Source organism: Mycobacterium sp. M26, from assembly GCF_001494595.1.
GTDB lineage: Bacteria > Actinomycetota > Actinomycetes > Mycobacteriales > Mycobacteriaceae > Mycobacterium.
The window spans coordinates 3,250,267-3,266,784 of record NZ_LN929908.1; the positions used below are offsets into that span (position 1 = coordinate 3,250,267).

Sequence of the window (16,518 nt, forward strand, 5' to 3'; positions counted from 1 at the left end):
AAAGGACCGAGGGGCTAGCCGGTGGCGATGGCCGTGACGGCACGCCCGATGAACCGCGGGTCCTCGAGCTGATCGAGCAGCACACCGGCCAGCGCGGTCCGGGTCAGCTGCGAGCGCATCTTCGCCGGCACGGACTCGGCCACGGTGGCGCCGGCACCCGGGTCGCCGTCCACCAGTCGGGGTGGGCGCACGATGGTCCAGTCCAATTCGGCGCCGGCTGAACGAATCTCCTGCTCGGCAGCGTCAGCCTCGGCCAGCCGCTCCGGTCCGGGCACGAACCTGGCGATCATCCGTGCGGGCCGACTCTGGTCGACAATGCTGGACCCGACGCCGATCGTCGACACCGCGACCAGGCGGCGCACACCGCCGGCACGCATCTGCGCGACCAGATTGGCCGTACCCGCGGAGCGCACCGTCCCCGGCGCCTGGCCGGCCCGGACCCCGAGGCAGCTGATCACGGCGTCGGCCCCGCCGAGTGCGGCCCTGACCGCGTCGGCGGCCAGGACGTCCCCCACCACGACCTCGGTGCCGGGGAAGTCCGCGGCCGCGGCGGCGTCGCGCAGCAGCACGGTGACGTGATGGCCGCGCTGCAGCGCTTGGGTGACCACCTGCCGGCCGGTGCCGCCAGTGGCTCCGATGACCAGGATCTTCATGCTTGTTCTCCTCTAATGGAAGGTGGTAATGGATACTTACACTCTCCATTAATAACAGATAGTAGCGCTATCCGCTAGCTGTCTGCGCTACCATGCTCGGGTGCGACTTGCCCAGCTCAGCCAGGCCGCAGGCCTCTCACCCACCACGGTGAAGTGGTACATCCGCATCGGGCTGCTTCCGCGCGGCGAGGCGACCGCCGCCAACCAGGCGCAGTACGACGACACCCACCTGCACCGGTTGCGCCTCATCCGCGCGCTCGTCGATGTCGGCGGCCTGAGCACCGATGCCGTGCGAGCCGTACTGACCGCCATTGATGACCCGCAGCGCCCGATCAACGAGGTGTTCGCCGTCGCCCGGCGCGCCGGCGCCGACACCGCCGCCGACACCCCGCCGCAGGCCGCCGACCTGGCCGGCTCCTTCATCGATCACCGGGGGTGGGATGTCGACGCCGCATCTCCGGCCCGGAGCGAGCTCGCCGCCGTGCTCAACGCGATGGCCGTACTGCAGCCACCGGTCGACAGCGCCGTACCCGCCCCCCAGGTCGGCGACACCACGTCGGTATTCGCTCTCCTGGACCCGTATGCCGATGCGGTCGAACCCTTGGCGCAGGCCGAAATCGCCAATACCCCAACCGATTTGCCACGCGACCTGCTCACCGAGCGAGTGGTCGCCGGCACGGTCCTGATGGAGCGGGCACTGGCCGCACTGCGCAGACTCGCCCAGGAGCACTACGCGGCCCGGCACTTCTCGTCCTGACCGTCCTACCGGGACCGCGGGTTTCCCCCGCCCGACGATGTGAGGTGTACTGGATACGTGGACGTCACCGTGGTCGGCAGCGGGCCCAACGGGATGGCGGCTGCCGTCATCTGCGCACGGGCGGGACTGGCCGTGCAGGTGGCGGAAGCCCAGCCCACGTTCGGTGGCGGGGCCCGGACCTTCGCGGACCCCGAGTACGCCGATGTACGCCACGACATCTGTTCTGCGGTGCACCCGCTGGCGTTGGCGTCGCCGTTCTTCGCCGAGTTCAATCTGGCGGCGCGCGGGGTGGACCTGGTGGTTCCGGAGATCTCGTACGCCAACCCGCTGCCCGGCGGCCGGGCCGCCGTCGCCTACCACGACCTGCAGCGCACCTGCGCCGAGCTGGAGCACGGTGATTCCTGGCGCACCCTGCTGGGCCCGCTGGCCGCGCACCCCGAGGGTGTGCTCGGCTTCTTCCTCGGCGATAAGCGATCGCTGCCACCGGATCTGCCGACCACCATCCGGGCGGGTCTGCGGGTGCTTGCCCAGGGCAGCCCCGCGTGGGGAATCCTGCGCGGCGAGGATGCCCGAGCTCTGTTCACTGGCGTTGGGACGCATGCCATTTCGACGATGCCGTCACCGGTGAACAGCGGCGCCGGGATCATGCTGGCCACCGTGGCGCACACCGCGGGCTGGCCGGTGCCCGTCGGCGGCAGCCAGGTGATCATGGATGCGCTGCTCGCCGACTTCGAAGCCCACGGCGGTCAACTCGTGCTCGGCCAGCCGGTGACCTCACCTCCCCCGGGCGTGGTCATCTACGACACGGCCCCGACTGCACTGCTGGACATCTACGGATCTGCGGTGCCGGACCGCTATGCCAAGGCGTTGCGCCGCTACCGCTACGGTCCCGGGGTCTGCAAAGTGGATTTCGTTCTCTCGGGCGATATTCCGTGGCGCGACGAGCGGTTGGCGTTCGCACCGACGGTGCACCTCGGTGGCACCCGGGCGCAGATGAAGCAGTCGGAGAAAGAAATTGCCTCCGGCCGTCACGCCGAGCATCCGATGACGCTGGCCGCGCTTCCGCATCTGTGCGACCCGTCGCGCATCGACGCCGCGGGGCGCCGCCCGCTGTGGACCTACGCCCACGTACCGGCCTACTCGTCAGCCGACCTGACCGAAACCATCACCGCGATGTTCGAAGAGGCCGCCCCCGGCTTTCGCGACCTGGTGGTGGCGGCGCGCTGCATTCCCGCCTCGGACATGGCCGCTCACAACGCCAACTATGTCGGCGGTGACATCATTGTCGGTGGCGCAACGCTGTTCGCCGCGATCGTCGGACCGACATTGCGCTGGAATCCGTGGACCACGCCGATCCCGAAGGCGTATCTGTCTTCGGCGGCCACACCGCCGGGCACCGGTGTGCACGGGATGTGCGGCTACTACGCCGCGCGCACGGTGCTCAAGCGGGAGTTCGGCCTGCCACTGCCGTCCTTGCGCCCGTAGGCGGGGGTCTATCCGGTCGGTGCGAAGTCGAATACCGCTGTACCGCCATAGAAGTCATCGGGATTCGGCACGTAAGCGGGTGTGTAGGAGAAGTAGATCGGGCCCTGCAGGAACGGGATGATGCCGGTGTTGAAGCCCAGGCTCGCCGGCCACACGGACGGCCCATCCCCCGCGGCAACCTGGTCAGCGGTCACCGTCGTCCGGTAGAGAAGGGTCAGACCATCGGGGGTGAAGACCTCGATGACGGTACCGGCATACAGCGGGTCGTACTCCGGGATCAAGGCCAGGCCCGTCGGCAGCATGGCGGTCGGAACACCGCCGCCGATTCCGCCGCTGTCGATGGTGGAGGTGGCGAGCTTTGTGGTCACCGACTCCGATTCGTAGGTGACCGTGACCGTCAGCGTGGTGTAGAACCAGCCCGGCACGCTGGTGACTTGCGGCAACGGGTTCGCGCCGAAGGTGACCTGGCCGTTCGGCTCGTCGATCAGCAGGCCCTGGCCGAGTCCACCAGGCAGCGTCGGCACGGGACTGGCGATGGCGTATCCGGTGTAGGGACCCACTCCCATGGTCGGGGCCAGGGCGTCGGCGTACTTCTCTTGTGCCCATTCGGATTGCGGCACGTCGGTCCAGGTGCCGTTGACCAGCTCTTCGATGCGGTCGACGACGCCGATCGGGGTGCCGGCGGTCACCATGCCGTTGCCGAAGTCGAGGGTCGCCGCGTGGACGGTATAGAAGAAGCGCCCCCAGTCCGCAAACTGGGTCATGCTGGTGACGCCGAGGGTCGGACCTGGCGGGGCACCAGTGAACATGGTGATCGGAACGACGAGACCCGCTGAGCCCGTGTCGATTTCGACGTTGTCGATCAGCGTGCCGTTGATCGACAGCGCGACGGTCATGAAGTCGGCGCTGGGATCGTAGGTCAGCGGGATGACCGGCGCGCCACCGGCAGCACCCGCGGATCCGTCCACCCCCAGCAGTCCGCCGCGGCCGCCGGCCCCACCCGAAGCCGATACGCCACCGGCACCGCCGGTGCCACCGCTGCCGATAAGCAGGCCACCGGCGCCGCCGGCACCACCTGCGGCTCCGGCACCCCCGGATCCACCCACACCACCGGTGCCGACCACTACCGCACTGCCACCCGCACCCCCGACCGCGCCGGCACCGCCGTCGCCGCCCACACCACCGTCGCCCCACAGCAGCCCGCCGGCACCGCCGGCTCCACCGGCCGCACCCCAGCCACCGACGCCACCGGCGCCGCCCACCCCGATCAACCCGGCAGCGCCGCCGCTACCGGACGCGCCACCGNCCCCCGCCCCCGCCCGCCCCCCCGGCGACGCCCCCCCCGCCGGCGCCTCCGGACCCCACCAGACCGGCGGAGCCGCCGTTGCCGCCGGCATAACCGTCGCCGCCGTTGCCCCACAACAAGCCGGACCGTCCGCCGGTGCATGCCGCACCCTGGGCGCACGTCTGCGAGGTCCAGCTGTAGCCGTTTCCGACGAGGAGACCGGCGTCCGGGTGGGCGGCGGTGCCGTCACCGACCAGCGTGCCGACGATCTGCGCGACGGGGTTCACCGCAGAGGTATTGGCTGCGGTCCGCGCGCCGGTGACGACGGCGGTCCGAGCCGAACGAGCGCGCGGCGCCGTCGATCTCGTCGGCGCTACGGCGTGTTGTGCGCGAGGCGCGGGTGCGCGATGTTCGGATGCGCGGGCCGACGATGCCCCCGTGGAGGGCTTATCGCTGGCGGCCCCGGTGTCGGCGGCCGCCGATCCCGACAGCGACAACGCCGCGGCTCCCAGTGCGACGGTCAGCGCACCGGCCCACCCCAGCGTGCGGGCACAGCCCGTGACACCCGGCCGGCTAGAACCGTTCTCGACAGAATCCGTGACGGCCACAGTGCATCCCCCAGTCGGCGACATCGACGTTGAGCGCCGAGATTACAACCAATCCCGGCCCGTGCAGTCATGTTTGGCCAGCATCGCCGCCGAGGCACTCACTGCGTTCACCACGCCGAAACGCCGAAGCCACGCAGGAGTTCTGAACTCCGTGCGTGGCTTCGGTGGTGCTGAGGTCGAAAGCGCCTGGGGCTAGGCGGTTTCGGTGATGGGACGGTCGACCCAGCTCATCAGGTCGCGCAGCTTCTTGCCGGTGACCTCGATCGGGTGCTCGGCGTTCTTCTTGCGCAGGCCCTCGAGCTCCTTGTTGCCGCCCTCGACGTTGGCGACGAGGCGCTTGACGAAGGTGCCGTCCTGGATGTCGGAGAGGATGTCGCGCATCCGCTGCTTGGTGTCGGCGTCGATCACGCGCGGGCCGGACAGGTAGCCGCCGAACTCCGCGGTGTCGGACACCGAGTAGTTCATCCGGGCGATACCACCCTCGTACATCAGGTCGACGATCAACTTGAGCTCGTGCAGCACCTCGAAGTAGGCCAGTTCGGGGGCGTAGCCCGCCTCGACCATCACCTCGAAGCCGGTCTTCACCAGTTCCTCGGTGCCACCGCACAGCACGGCCTGCTCACCGAACAGGTCGGTCTCGGTCTCGTCCTTGAAGGTGGTCTTGATGACGCCGGCGCGGGTGCCGCCGATGCCCTTGGCGTAGGAGAGCGCCAGGGCCAGGCCTTCACCGGTCGGGTCCTGCTCGATGGCGACCAGGCAGGGCACGCCCTTGCCGTCGACGAACTGGCGGCGCACCAGGTGGCCGGGGCCCTTGGGGGCGACCATGCCGATGGTGACGTCGGCGGGCGGCTTGATCAGACCGAAGTGGATGTTCAGACCGTGGCCGAAGAACAGCGCGTCACCGGACTTGAGGTTCGGCTCGATGTCGTTCTTGAAGATCTCGGCCTGCGCGGTGTCGGGCGCGAGCAGCATGATCACATCAGCCCACTTGGCGACCTCGGCAGGGGTGTCGACCTCCAGGCCCTGCTCGGTCACCTTCTCGCGCGACTTCGAGCCTTCCTTCAGGCCAACCTTCACCTGCACACCGGAGTCACGCAGGCTCAGCGAGTGGGCGTGGCCCTGGCTGCCATAGCCGATCACACCGACCTTGCGGCCCTGGATGATCGACAGGTCGGCGTCGTCGTCGTAGAACATCTCAATGGGATTTGCAGCCACGGTGGCTTTGCCTTTCGTTGTTTCTTCGGTGGGGTCGGGTTATTTGGCGGTGGTCATTCCGCGCGGGCCGCGGGACAGCGACACCACGCCGGACTGCACGATTTCACGGATGCCGTAGGGCTCCAGGACGCGCAGCAGCGCCTCGAGCTTCTCCGGGGTGCCGGTGGCCTCGACGGTCAGCGACTCGGTGGACACGTCGATAACCTTCGCACGGAACAGGTTGACCGCTTCGATCACCTGGCTGCGGGTGCCAGCATCGGCGCGCACCTTGATCAGCGCCAACTCTCGCGACACCGAGTTCTCGGTGTCCTGCTCGACGATCTTGATGACGTTGATCAGCTTGTTGAGCTGCTTGGTGATCTGCTCGAGCGGGGTCTCCTCCGCGGTGACCACGATCGTCATCCGCGACATGTTCTTCTGCTCGGTGGCACCGACCGCCAGCGACTCGATATTGAAGCCACGCCGGGAGAACAGTGCGGCCACGCGGGCCAGCACACCGGGCTTGTCTTCGACGAGCACCGAAAGGGTATGGGTGACAGTGTTTCCCGACATCAGGCCCGGCCTTCCTCGTTGTCGTCGAACAGCGGACGGATGTTGCGGGCGGCCATGATCTCGTCATTACCGGTACCGGCGGCCACCATCGGCCACACCTGGGCGTCGGCGCCGACGATGAAGTCGATCACCACCGGCCGGTCATTGATCGCACGAGCCTGGTTGATGACGTCGGCGACGTCCTCCTCACGCTCGCAGCGCAATCCGACGCAACCGTAGGCCTCTGCCAGCTTGACGAAGTCCGGGATGCGCTGACTGTGGGTGGCCAGATCGGTGTTGCTGTAGCGCTCGCCGTAGAACAGCGTTTGCCACTGCCGCACCATGCCGAGGTTGCCGTTGTTGATCAGGGCGACCTTGATCGGCACACCCTCGACAGCGCAAGTGGCCAGTTCCTGGTTGGTCATCTGGAAGCAGCCGTCGCCGTCGATGGCCCACACCTCGGCGTCGGGCCGGGCCATCTTGGCGCCCATGGCAGCCGGAACGGCGAAGCCCATGGTGCCCAGACCGCCGGAGTTCAGCCAGGTCCGCGGGTTCTCGTAGGAGATGAACTGCGCGGCCCACATCTGATGCTGGCCCACCCCGGCGACGTAGATCGCGTCGGGTCCGGCGATCTTGCCCAGTTCGGAGATGACGAACTCCGGGCTGAGGCTGCCGTCATGCTGCGGTGCCCAGCTCAGCGGGTAGGTGGCCCGGATCCCCGACAGGTACTCCCACCAGTTGTCCAGGTTGACCTTTTCCCCGCCGGTCTTGCGCAATGCCTCGATCAGCTCGACAATCGCAAGCTTCACGTCGCCCACGATCGGGACGTCGGCGTGCCGGTTCTTGCCGATCTCGGCCGGGTCGATGTCGACGTGGATCACCTTGGCCTCGGGGGCGAAGGAATCCAGCTTGCCGGTGACGCGGTCGTCGAACCGCGCGCCCAGGGCGATCAGCAGGTCGCTGCGCTGCAGGGCGGCCACCGCGGCCACCGTGCCGTGCATACCGGGCATACCCATGTTCTGCGGGTGGCTATCCGGGAACGCGCCGCGGGCCATCAGGGTGGTGACGACCGGGATGCCGGTCAGTTCGGCCAGATCCAGCAGCTCAGCGGTGGCCTCGCCGCGGATGACACCGCCGCCGACGTAGAGCACCGGCTTGCGGGCCGCGGCAATCAGCTTGGCCGCCTCGCGGATCTGGCGGCTGTGCGGTTTGGTGTTCGGCTTGTAGCCGGGCAGGTCGATCTGCGGCGGCCAGGCGAAGGTGCACTGGCCCTGCAGGACGTCCTTGGGGATGTCGACCAGCACCGCGCCGGGGCGTCCGGTGGCGGCGATGTGGAAGGCCTCGGCGATCACTTTGGGGATGTCGTCACCGTCGCGCACCAGGAAGTTGTGCTTGGTGATCGGCATCGTGATGCCGGAGATGTCGGCTTCCTGGAAAGCGTCGGTGCCGATCAGCGAGCGGCCGACCTGGCCGGTGATGGCGACGACGGGGATCGAGTCCATCTGGGCATCCGCCAGCGGGGTGACCAGGTTGGTGGCGCCGGGGCCGGAGGTGGCCATCATGACGCCGACCTTGCCGGTGGCGTGCGCATAGCCGCTGGCGGCGTGGCCCGCGCCCTGCTCGTGGCGGACCAGGACGTGACGCAGCTTCTGGGAGTCGAAGAGCGGGTCGTAGACCGGCAGCACCGCGCCGCCGGGGATTCCGAAGATGGTGTCGACGCCGAGTTCCTCCAGCGACCGCACCACCGACTCGGCGCCGGTGAGCTGCTGGGGGGCGATGCGCTTGACTGCCGGTGCGCCCGCCTTGTGGGCGGCCTTACCAGTGGTTTGCGCTGCGGCTTCGGCGCCGTTGGCCGGCGATGTCGCCGACGGCTCGGGTGCTCGCGTGGTCGGTGCGCTCACGGTGTGTCCTCGATGTCCTTGTTGTCGTTTCCTTCGGGCAAGAAAAAACCCCCGTCAGCATCGGCGGCTGTACGAGGGTTGCGCGCTGGTGCGGTTGGCTATACCCGGCAGGGGGCAAGCGCGGCACCAACGCGCTGGCCAATTACTACGAGCATTCCGCCGGACTTCATAACCTGCGACGGTAGCCTCCGCACTGGTCAGACGTCAAATCCCGGTCGTCGTCGCGGTGATGGGATGATGCAGACATGCCTTCCGGTTCCGTCCCCGACCCGTCGCCGGCCGCTACCCGACCCGGGAAACCCGTGGTGATCAGGGTCTCGCCGATGGCTCACTTCGCCTCCGGCTTCCTCGCTCTGGGGTTGCTGACGCTGGTGACGGTGTTCCCCACCTGGGGCATGGCCCTGATGGTGATTCCGGTGGTGCTCTCGGCGGCGATCATCCGGTTCCGCACGGTGGCCGACCGCGAGACCGTCACGGCACGGACCCTGCTGGGCAGCCGCACGGTGCGCTGGGACCAGATCGCGGGGCTGCGATTCGATCGGACGGCGTGGGCCAAGGCCCGGCTCAACGATGACTCCGAGATGCTGTTGCCCGCGGTGACGTTCGCGACGCTGCCGCTGCTGACCGCCGCCAGCGGTGGCCGGGTGCCTAATCCCTACGAGTGACTAGCCAAGCTTGCCGTGCAGGAAGAACCACGCGGCGACACCGCCACCGACACCGATCAGCAGAGCGATGAAGGAGCCGACGAACGGCCGGCGCGCCCAGCCCCGGCCGGCGTCGAATCCGTAGCGGCCCGGGCCGACCAGGATGATCGAGGCCGCGGCGGTCGCGAGCACCAGCAGGTACTCGACGCCGTCGGCGCCGAACACGGCCAGGTAGCCGTCCTGGCGCTGGGCGGCGAAAACGGTGAGCAGGCTGTTGACCAGGTAGGCCAGTGCGCCGGCAGCAGCCAGCGGGGTGAACAGGCCCAGCACCAGCAGGACGCCGATGATGATCTGCGCACCCGCGCCGACGTAGGTCAGGATCCCGGCGTGCTGATAGCCGGCGTCGGCGAGCGCGGTCTTGAAGCCGTCCATGCCCTGGCCGCCCCACCAGCCGAACGCCTTCTGCAGACCGTGGGCGATGAAGATCACGCCGACGACGACGCGCAACAGCAACAGGCCCAGGTCCTGGGTGCCGCGCTTACCGGCGGCCTTCGCGCGCTCCTCGGCGTCGAAGGGCTCGATCTCCATCGGGCCGGCCGCGGTGATCGGCGCCGGCTCGGCGTGCGGCTGCACGTAGGGCAGCGGCTCGGGATCGTGCAGCAGTCCGTATCCGGCCGACGACGCCGGGGCGGGCCCCGGGCTGTACGGCGGGATCTTCGTGGTCTCGAAGTCGCCGCCGTAAGTGGCGGAGGGAAGGTCGTCTTCCGGGTCGACCAGCTGGGCCGACGCCGGTCGCACCGAGGAATCGTCGGGTCGTTGCCAGCGTGATTCGGGGCCTTGACTCGTCACGAAAGTCAGAGTAAGTGCAACTTCGCCCAAATCGGGGATTTGAGCGGCGCTTCTACCGGCCAATATTGGCTGCCGTCGCGGCCCGGTGGCCGGACTCGGCCGGTCGTCGTGGCGAACACCGGCGCTGTATCCGTAACCTGGCGGGCATGCGAGTGCGCCGGCCGGTTCATGGGGTGCTGGCCGCGGTGTGCGCGGCGGGCCTGGTGCTGTCGGGCTGCGCGAAGTTCAACAACTCGATTTCGCAGCCGTTCACCACCGCTCCGGAGCTGGCCCCGGGTGCGACGTCGACGCCGCCGCCTCCCCCGCCGTTGCCGCCCAAGCCGTTCCCGAAGGCATGCCCCGCCGTTGCCGCCCAAGCCGTTCCCGAAGGCATGCCCCGCCCCGGGCGTGATGCAGGGCTGCCTGGAAAGCACCAGCGGCCTCATCATGGGACCCGACAGCAAGACCGCCCTGGTCGCCGAGCGCACCACCGGCGCGGTCAAGGAGGTCTCGGTCAGCGCCGAGCCCAAGATCAGGACGGTCATCCCCGTCGACCCCAGCGGTGACGGCGGGCTGTTGGACATCGTGCTCTCGCCCACCTACTCGCAGGACCGGCTGATGTATGCCTACATCAGCACGCCCACCGACAACCGGGTGATCCGGGTGGCCGACGGCGACATTCCCAAGGAGATCCTGGTCGGCATCCCCAAGGGCGCGGTCGGTAACACCGGGTCGCTGATCTTCACCAGCCCCACCACCCTGGTGGTGCAGACCGGCGACGCCGGCAACCCGGCACTGGCCGCTGACCCGAATTCGCTGGCGGGCAAGGTCATTCGTATCGAACAGCCGACCACGGTCAACCAGGCCCCGCCGACCACCGCGCTGTCGGGGATGGGCTCGGGTGGTGGCATGTGCATCGACCCGACCGACAAGTCGCTCTATGTCACCGATCGCACGCCGGCCGGTGACCGGCTGCAGCGGATCGGACCGGATTCGAAGGTGTCGACGGTGTGGACCTGGCCCGACCGTCCGGGCGTGGCCGGGTGCGCCGCTCTGGACGGCACGATCCTGGTGAATCTGGTCAACACCAAGCAAACGGTCGCGGTGCGGCTGGCGCAGGGCACCGGTGCCGTCACTGGCGAGCCGGAGGTGGTGCGCCAGGACACCCACGGCCACGCCTGGGCGCTCCAGGTGTCGCCGGACGGAAACATCTGGGGCGCAACGATCAACCGCACCGCCGGTGATCCGGAGAAGCTCGACGACGTGGTCTTCCCACTCTTCCCGCAGGGCGGCGGCTTCCCGCGCAGCAACGCCGACAACACCTGAGCCCCGCATTCGCTGGGCCGCTGTGCGGCAAACACCTTGAGTCGCAATGGATTCAAGCCTCGGGTCACTGATCCGACTCTGCCGTGCATCGGTTTCATAACTGCGCCGCCGTCAGCTTGTCTGGGGCGCACAACCCGATACCGTCTGATTGACGAATCAAGATCACCGACAGACGGGGAAGTGTTGTCACCGAACCTTGACCGGCCGACAGTCCTGTCGGCCGGCATCACCACGCTGATCTTGTTCGGTTTCTCCCTGCAACCACTGGCCGGTGCCGACACAGCGACCAGCCCCGGCGTGCCCTGCGGCAGCATCATCGAGCAGTTCACCGCTTCCCCGGAGACCCTGCCCGAGGTGCTGGGCAATGCGATCCCGGACTCCTCGGCCCTGGCTCCGGCCCCGGCCGCGGCGGCAGCCCCGCTGGCGGCGCCGGCTCCGGTCGCGGCGCCCGCGCCCGCGGCCGCAGCGGCCTTGCCGGTGGAAGCCGCCCCCGTCACCGAGAGCGCGCTGGGCCCGGCCGCCGCACCAGCGGCGGTTCCGGTGGTGCCCGCCGCCGTTCCGGTGGTTCCGGCACCGCTCGGTGTGCCCGTCGTACCGGGCCCTACCGGTGGAACAAGCTCCCGCACAAGCCCTTCCGGTCGCGCCCCCTCCTGCCGCCGCGGCCCCCGACGTCGCACCGGCTGCTGCGCCCGCCGCCGTACCGGACGCCGTACCCGCGGCGGCCGCGGTGCCGGCCGACGTCCCGGTCGCCGCACCCATCGAAGACTCCGCCCTGGCTCCGGTGGCCGCGCCGCCGGCGGCAGTTCCGGTCATCGTTCCGCCGGTGGGTGTCCCGCTGGGCGCACCGGTCCCGGTGGTTCCCGCGCCCGCCGCCGCGGCACCGGCTCCCCTGCCGGCCGCGGTTCCCGAGATTCCGGCTGCCGCAGCGGTTCCGAACATCCCGGCCGCGCTGACCACCTTGCCCGACACCGCAGCGCTCGCTCCGCCACTGCCGGTGCAGTCGATCGTCGACGCCGTTCCCGGCGGCGGGTTGCTACCCGACCAGATTCCGGTGCCGCACGATCTGGTGTGTGAGGGCACCGCCTGGTCGGCCCACGCACCCTCGGCCGCCGACGATCACGAACCGATTGAGCACCGGCAGTTCTGGGCCGACGGCGTCAAGCCCTGACGGTCCCGTCGACCGCCAGTTCCAGATAGTCGTAGCGGCGCGCCAGCACGCTGGGCAGCCACGGGCCGACATCGGCGGCACTGAACCAGGACGTCCGCCCCAGCAGCATCGGCAGCACCGTCATCGCCTCGAGCCGGGCCAGCGGAGCACCGAGACAGAAATGGGCGCCTTTGCCAAAGCTCATGTGGCCCTTGGTGTTCGACCGATCCATCCGGAACTCGTCGGGCGCTTCGAAATGTGCCGGGTCGCGATTGGCCGCACCCCACACCAGCAGCACCCGAGAGTCGGCGGGAATCGCGACCCCGGCGAGTTCGGTGTCGCGCAGTACGTGGCGGTAGTGCGCCCGGAACGGCGGCTCCATCCGCAGCGTCTCTTCGACGAACGTGCCCATCAGGTCCGGGTGCTCGCGCAGCTGGGTCTGCAACTCCGGGTTGGTGGCCAGGAAACCGACCGCGGTGCCCAGCAGTGAGGCCGTCGACTCCCCGCCCGCACTGAACAGCGACACCAGGATGAGCTGGGCGGTCAGGTGATCGAGCCGGCCGTCACCGACCGCTGTGGCCAGCTCGCCGATCAAGTCGTCGCGGGGATCGGCGGCGGCTCGGGCCAGGTGCTCATCGATGTAGGTGGTCAGCTCGATGATCGCCGACATCGACGCCGACAGCTCCTCGGCCGACATCAGTCCGTCGAGCAGCTGGGTGCTGGCGTACCCCCAGTGCGCCAGCTGGTCGGCGTCCTCGTCGGGTACACCGATCAGCCGGGCCACGATCATCATCGGCAGCCGGTTGGCCACCGCGTCCATCCATTCGATGCGGCCGTCGGCCAGGTTCTGCTCCCACAGCGTGTCGAAGATCTCGGCGATCAGCGGCTCGAAGGCACGCACCCGCTTCGCGGTGAACTGGGACAGCACCAGCTTGCGGTGCGCGGCGTGTATCGGGTCATCGGCGGTGACCAGGATGTGCGTGGGCCCGCCGACCCCGTCCATAGCGAAGGGCGTGACCCCACCATCGGCGGTGTAAGTCATCGTCGCGGTGAGGTTGGAGGAGAAGTCCTCCGGCCGGGTGACGACCTCGGTGATCGCGGCCCAGTCGCACACCAGGTAGAAGCCGGAGTCGCCGACCCGGTGCACCGGCCCGGCCTCCCGCAACCGGTTGTACAGCGGGTAGGGATCCTGGATCGCGGCGGTACCGAAAAACTCGGCCGGGTCGAGCAGCAGTGCCGTCATGTGATCAGACCTACCAGACCGGGGTCGAATGTCGCCCGGGAAATCACCGAAGCCGCGGCCGCGGACACGATCAGCGTGGCGTCGGCCTCGTGCCCTTTCGGGAACACGATCTCGGCGCTGTCGGGGTCTTCGCGGTGAGCCATCAGCCAGTCGTAGAGCAGCCAGTCCACCGCGCAGGTGACTGCCAGCGGGTCGGCCTCCGGCGAACGCGCCGAGGACACCACGGCCTGCAGCGCGTCGCGGTGCTCGGTGCGGGCGGCATCCTTGTTGACCCCGGAGCTGTCGAACAGCAGCATCGACAGGGTCAGCGGAAACCGTTGGCCGGCTTCAGTCCGCAACACCCAGCGGCCGCCCTTCCACGGCTTGTCCGGGTCGATCTGGTGGAATTCGCCGAAGCCGCCGATCACCCCGATCGACGGGTCGTCGAGTTCCCCGTCGAACGGCGCCGGCCCGAGCAGTCCCAGCGGCTGGCGAGCCCGGATCGACAACAGCGCCGCGGTGCCGATGATCTTGCCGGCCCGCACGTCAGCGACCGCATCGGTCTTCTCCAACGCCGCCGCATATTCGAAGCAGAGCCGGTCCAGGCTGCGGTGTAACTCGACGAGATCGTCACGTTCGTCGGGGCCGGCCGGCGCCCGACCGCCACCGAGGACGTCGCCGAATCTCGTGGCGGCACCGATGAGCGCGTCGTCGAGGGCCTCCAGGTGAGTGGCGAGCAACCGGTCGGGTTCATCGTCGTCGGCCACCAGAGCCTGCAACGACGTCGGCGTCCCCGCCGGGGTGGCCCAGTAGAAACCGATCTGGTCGTCGGTCTGGACGATCCGGGGTCTCACGAATTCCTCCACACCATGACCCGGTTGTTGCCCGAGTCCGCGACCGCCAGCGTGTCGCCGCGCAGCGACAGCCCGTACGGCCAGCACAGGGTGTCCCGCTGCACCGAGGTCCACCGGTTCTCGCCGTTGGAGCTGAAATCGTGCTGAGCCAGAACATAATCGGCACCGCGGCCGTCTACCGGCACACCGTCCCACAGCAGGATGCGGTTGTTCGCAGTATCCGCGACGGCCAGCCTGCCACCATCGAGACAAGCCGCGTACGGAAACCGGAACCGGTCGTTGGTGTGCGGCCCGTAGGGCCATTCGTCGGCGGTGGTGAAGTCCGGCTGTCCCAGCACCAGGTCGGCATCACGGTCGGACTGCGGCGGCGGAGTCCAGCCGAGCACCCGGTGGTCACCGGCATCGGCGATCAGCAACAGGTCCTCGTGACCGGTGATGTCGTGGGGCCAGCGGAAGCTGGCCGGGCCCGCCGCGGCACCACGGTTCTCCTGCCGCGAGGTGGCGTCCGGCTGACCCAGCACAATGTCGGCGGGTTGATCCGGCTCCGGAATCCCGTTGCTCCAGCCGAGGATCCGGCGGTTGCCGGTGTCGGCGACCCAGAACGTGGACCCGATGACGGCGATCCCGAACGGCCAGTAGAAGCTCGATGCCGAACACTGCCCACCCCGGTTCTCGGCCACCGACGAGGCGTCAGGCTGACCAAGGATCACATCAGGTGCCACATCACTGGCCTCGGGCACACTGTCCCACACCAGGATTCGGTGATGCCAGGCGTCAGCGACGATCAGCCTGCCGTCGTGCACCAACACCCCGGTCGGCAGATTCATCCCCCGTTCGGGGCCACGGCCCCCCGCGCCGTGGCCCTCGGTCTCACCATCGGGCTGACCGAGCACCACATCGGCCGGTTGCTCGTCGCAGCAGGGCATCTCATGCCAGATCAGCACCCGGTGGTTCCCGGAGTCGGCGACCACCAGGTGCTGATCACCGACGAACACCCCACGCGGGGAGTACATCCAGGCCATCGACGGCTTGGCGGGCGGCAATGCCAGGCCACCGGGCGCGGGTGCACCTAACCACAGCGACGGCGCCCAGCCGCCGCTGCGGTCGACGGCCGGCACGACATCGGGCTTGGTGCCCAATCCACTGATGTTGTGTCGAACGGTGTAGCGGCTCATCCGCCGACGCGAACCCAGACGTCACCGTCATCGACCCGCAGCGGCAACTGCTCGAGTTGAGCGCCGGGGGCGCTGAGGCACTCCCCCGATGTCGCGTCGTAGCAGAAACCGTGCCAGGGGCAGGTCAGGGTATTGGTGCTCAGATCGAGCACCGCGTTGTCCAGTGGCAGTGCCTCGTGCGCGCACTCGTTGCGGTAGGCCGACAGTCGCTGGCCGGCGTTGACGACGATCACGCTCACCTGAGCGCCGGCGGCGGTGCTCAGCGTCAGGGTGGTCAGGTCGTCGACGGGCAGATCCGCGGCGGCGGCGGCCTTCACCCAGCCGTCCTCGGCGGGGTCGCGGCCGATCCGCAGCGCTTCCAGCGGGATCAGCGTCGGGGTGGGCTCGTTGGGCAGTACCTCGACCGCGGTGATCGACGGAACCCCCTGTACCAGCGACTCTTCCACCAGGTTGCGCAGTGTCACCGAGGACATCGAGCAGCCGTTGCAGGCCCCCTCCAGGCGCACGTAGGCGGTGCCGTCCTCCACCCGCACCAGGTTCACATCACCGCCGTGGCTGTGCAGCTGTGGCCGCACCTGGGCCAGCACCTGGTTGGCGTGGGTGACCGGATCGGGGCGCACAATCCCGTGCAGCGAGAGCAGCAGATGCACGGTCGGGTCGTCGACGAGGTCGAACAAGGCCTCCCGGGCGGCGTCGTCGGCGCGCATCCGGCGCACCATGGCCACCAGCCCGGCGCGGTGGATGGCCTCGATCGCGGACTTGAGTTCCTCGGCCACCGCCCGGGCCGCCGGTTCCAGCTCGGCCAGTGCCGCCACGGCCTTGTCGACGCGGGTGGCCAGTTCCTCGAAAGTCGGCTCGGTGACGGCTCGTTCGGTGGTGGTCGACAT

14 protein-coding genes and 2 pseudogenes are annotated in these 16,518 nt (G+C 69.0%); 5 read left to right on the forward strand and 11 right to left on the reverse strand.

Annotated features, from left to right (window positions below):
- Positions 1–14: 14 nt before the first annotated feature.
- Entirely contained in the window at positions 15–653 is a 639-nt protein-coding gene (locus tag BN3385_RS24860) for an NAD(P)-dependent oxidoreductase (protein ID WP_059020914.1), read from the reverse strand.
- Positions 654–753: 100 nt separating this feature from the next.
- On the opposite strand from BN3385_RS24860, the gene BN3385_RS24865 reads away from it, so the two are divergent.
- Together BN3385_RS24865 and BN3385_RS24870 are read left to right on the forward strand one after the other, a co-directional pair.
- Entirely contained in the window at positions 754–1,410 is a 657-nt protein-coding gene (locus BN3385_RS24865; RefSeq protein WP_059020916.1) for a MerR family transcriptional regulator, read from the forward strand.
- 57 nt (positions 1,411–1,467) lie between these two features.
- Positions 1,468–2,895 (forward strand): phytoene desaturase family protein, encoded by a 1,428-nt coding sequence (locus BN3385_RS24870; protein WP_082690632.1) that lies wholly within the window; start codon positions 1,468–1,470, stop codon positions 2,893–2,895.
- An 8-nt stretch (positions 2,896–2,903) separates the two neighbouring features.
- On the opposite strand, the gene BN3385_RS29250 is transcribed toward BN3385_RS24870, so the two are convergent.
- The 5 genes and pseudogenes from BN3385_RS29250 to BN3385_RS24900 form a co-directional block, all read right to left on the reverse strand.
- Positions 2,904–3,791 (reverse strand): PecA family PE domain-processing aspartic protease, encoded by an 888-nt coding sequence (locus BN3385_RS29250; RefSeq protein ID WP_502688114.1) that lies wholly within the window; start codon positions 3,789–3,791, stop codon positions 2,904–2,906.
- A 42-nt stretch (positions 3,792–3,833) separates the two neighbouring features.
- Positions 3,834–4,305: pseudogene (locus tag BN3385_RS29490) on the reverse strand (PGRS repeat-containing protein); the annotation flags it as partial.
- 675 nt (positions 4,306–4,980) lie between these two features.
- A complete protein-coding gene (ilvC, locus tag BN3385_RS24890) occupies positions 4,981–5,982 on the reverse strand; it encodes a ketol-acid reductoisomerase (RefSeq protein WP_059020924.1) in 1,002 nt (333 codons plus the stop codon).
- Between the two features lie 60 nt (positions 5,983–6,042).
- Entirely contained in the window at positions 6,043–6,555 is a 513-nt protein-coding gene (gene ilvN, locus BN3385_RS24895) for an acetolactate synthase small subunit (RefSeq protein ID WP_059020926.1), read from the reverse strand.
- Complete coding sequence (locus BN3385_RS24900) at positions 6,555–8,435, reverse strand: acetolactate synthase large subunit (protein ID WP_059020928.1); 1,881 nt, start codon at positions 8,433–8,435, stop codon at positions 6,555–6,557. The genes ilvN and BN3385_RS24900 overlap by 1 nt, the downstream gene beginning before the upstream one ends.
- Positions 8,436–8,680: 245 nt before the next feature.
- On the opposite strand from BN3385_RS24900, the gene BN3385_RS24905 reads away from it, so the two are divergent.
- On the forward strand, positions 8,681–9,100 hold the full coding sequence (locus tag BN3385_RS24905) for a PH domain-containing protein (protein ID WP_059020930.1): 420 nt from the start codon (positions 8,681–8,683) through the stop codon (positions 9,098–9,100).
- Here the strand turns inward: BN3385_RS24905 and BN3385_RS24910 are convergent, their stop codons facing one another.
- Positions 9,101–9,928: a DoxX family protein gene (locus BN3385_RS24910; RefSeq protein WP_059020932.1), complete on the reverse strand. Its 828-nt coding sequence runs from the start codon at positions 9,926–9,928 to the stop codon at positions 9,101–9,103.
- 146 nt (positions 9,929–10,074) lie between these two features.
- Between BN3385_RS24910 and BN3385_RS24915 the strand changes: the two are divergent.
- Both BN3385_RS24915 and BN3385_RS24920 read left to right on the forward strand, forming a co-directional pair.
- A pseudogene (locus tag BN3385_RS24915) lies at positions 10,075–11,233 on the forward strand (PQQ-dependent sugar dehydrogenase).
- Between the two features lie 607 nt (positions 11,234–11,840).
- A complete protein-coding gene (locus tag BN3385_RS24920) occupies positions 11,841–12,401 on the forward strand; it encodes a hypothetical protein (RefSeq protein ID WP_156432875.1) in 561 nt (186 codons plus the stop codon).
- Here BN3385_RS24920 and BN3385_RS24925 read toward each other — a convergent pair.
- The 4 genes from BN3385_RS24925 to BN3385_RS24940 are packed head-to-tail and all read right to left on the reverse strand — an operon-like array spanning position 12,391 to position 16,518.
- Positions 12,391–13,623 (reverse strand): cytochrome P450, encoded by a 1,233-nt coding sequence (locus tag BN3385_RS24925; protein WP_059020936.1) that lies wholly within the window; start codon positions 13,621–13,623, stop codon positions 12,391–12,393. The genes BN3385_RS24920 and BN3385_RS24925 overlap by 11 nt on opposite strands.
- On the reverse strand, positions 13,620–14,456 hold the full coding sequence (locus BN3385_RS24930; RefSeq protein ID WP_059022397.1) for a hypothetical protein: 837 nt from the start codon (positions 14,454–14,456) through the stop codon (positions 13,620–13,622). The genes BN3385_RS24925 and BN3385_RS24930 overlap by 4 nt, the downstream gene beginning before the upstream one ends.
- Positions 14,453–15,631, reverse strand: a complete 1,179-nt coding sequence (locus tag BN3385_RS24935; RefSeq protein WP_059020938.1) for an NHL repeat-containing protein — start codon at positions 15,629–15,631, stop codon at positions 14,453–14,455. The genes BN3385_RS24930 and BN3385_RS24935 overlap by 4 nt, the downstream gene beginning before the upstream one ends.
- Complete coding sequence (locus BN3385_RS24940) at positions 15,628–16,518, reverse strand: NifU family protein (RefSeq protein WP_059020940.1); 891 nt, start codon at positions 16,516–16,518, stop codon at positions 15,628–15,630. The genes BN3385_RS24935 and BN3385_RS24940 overlap by 4 nt, the downstream gene beginning before the upstream one ends.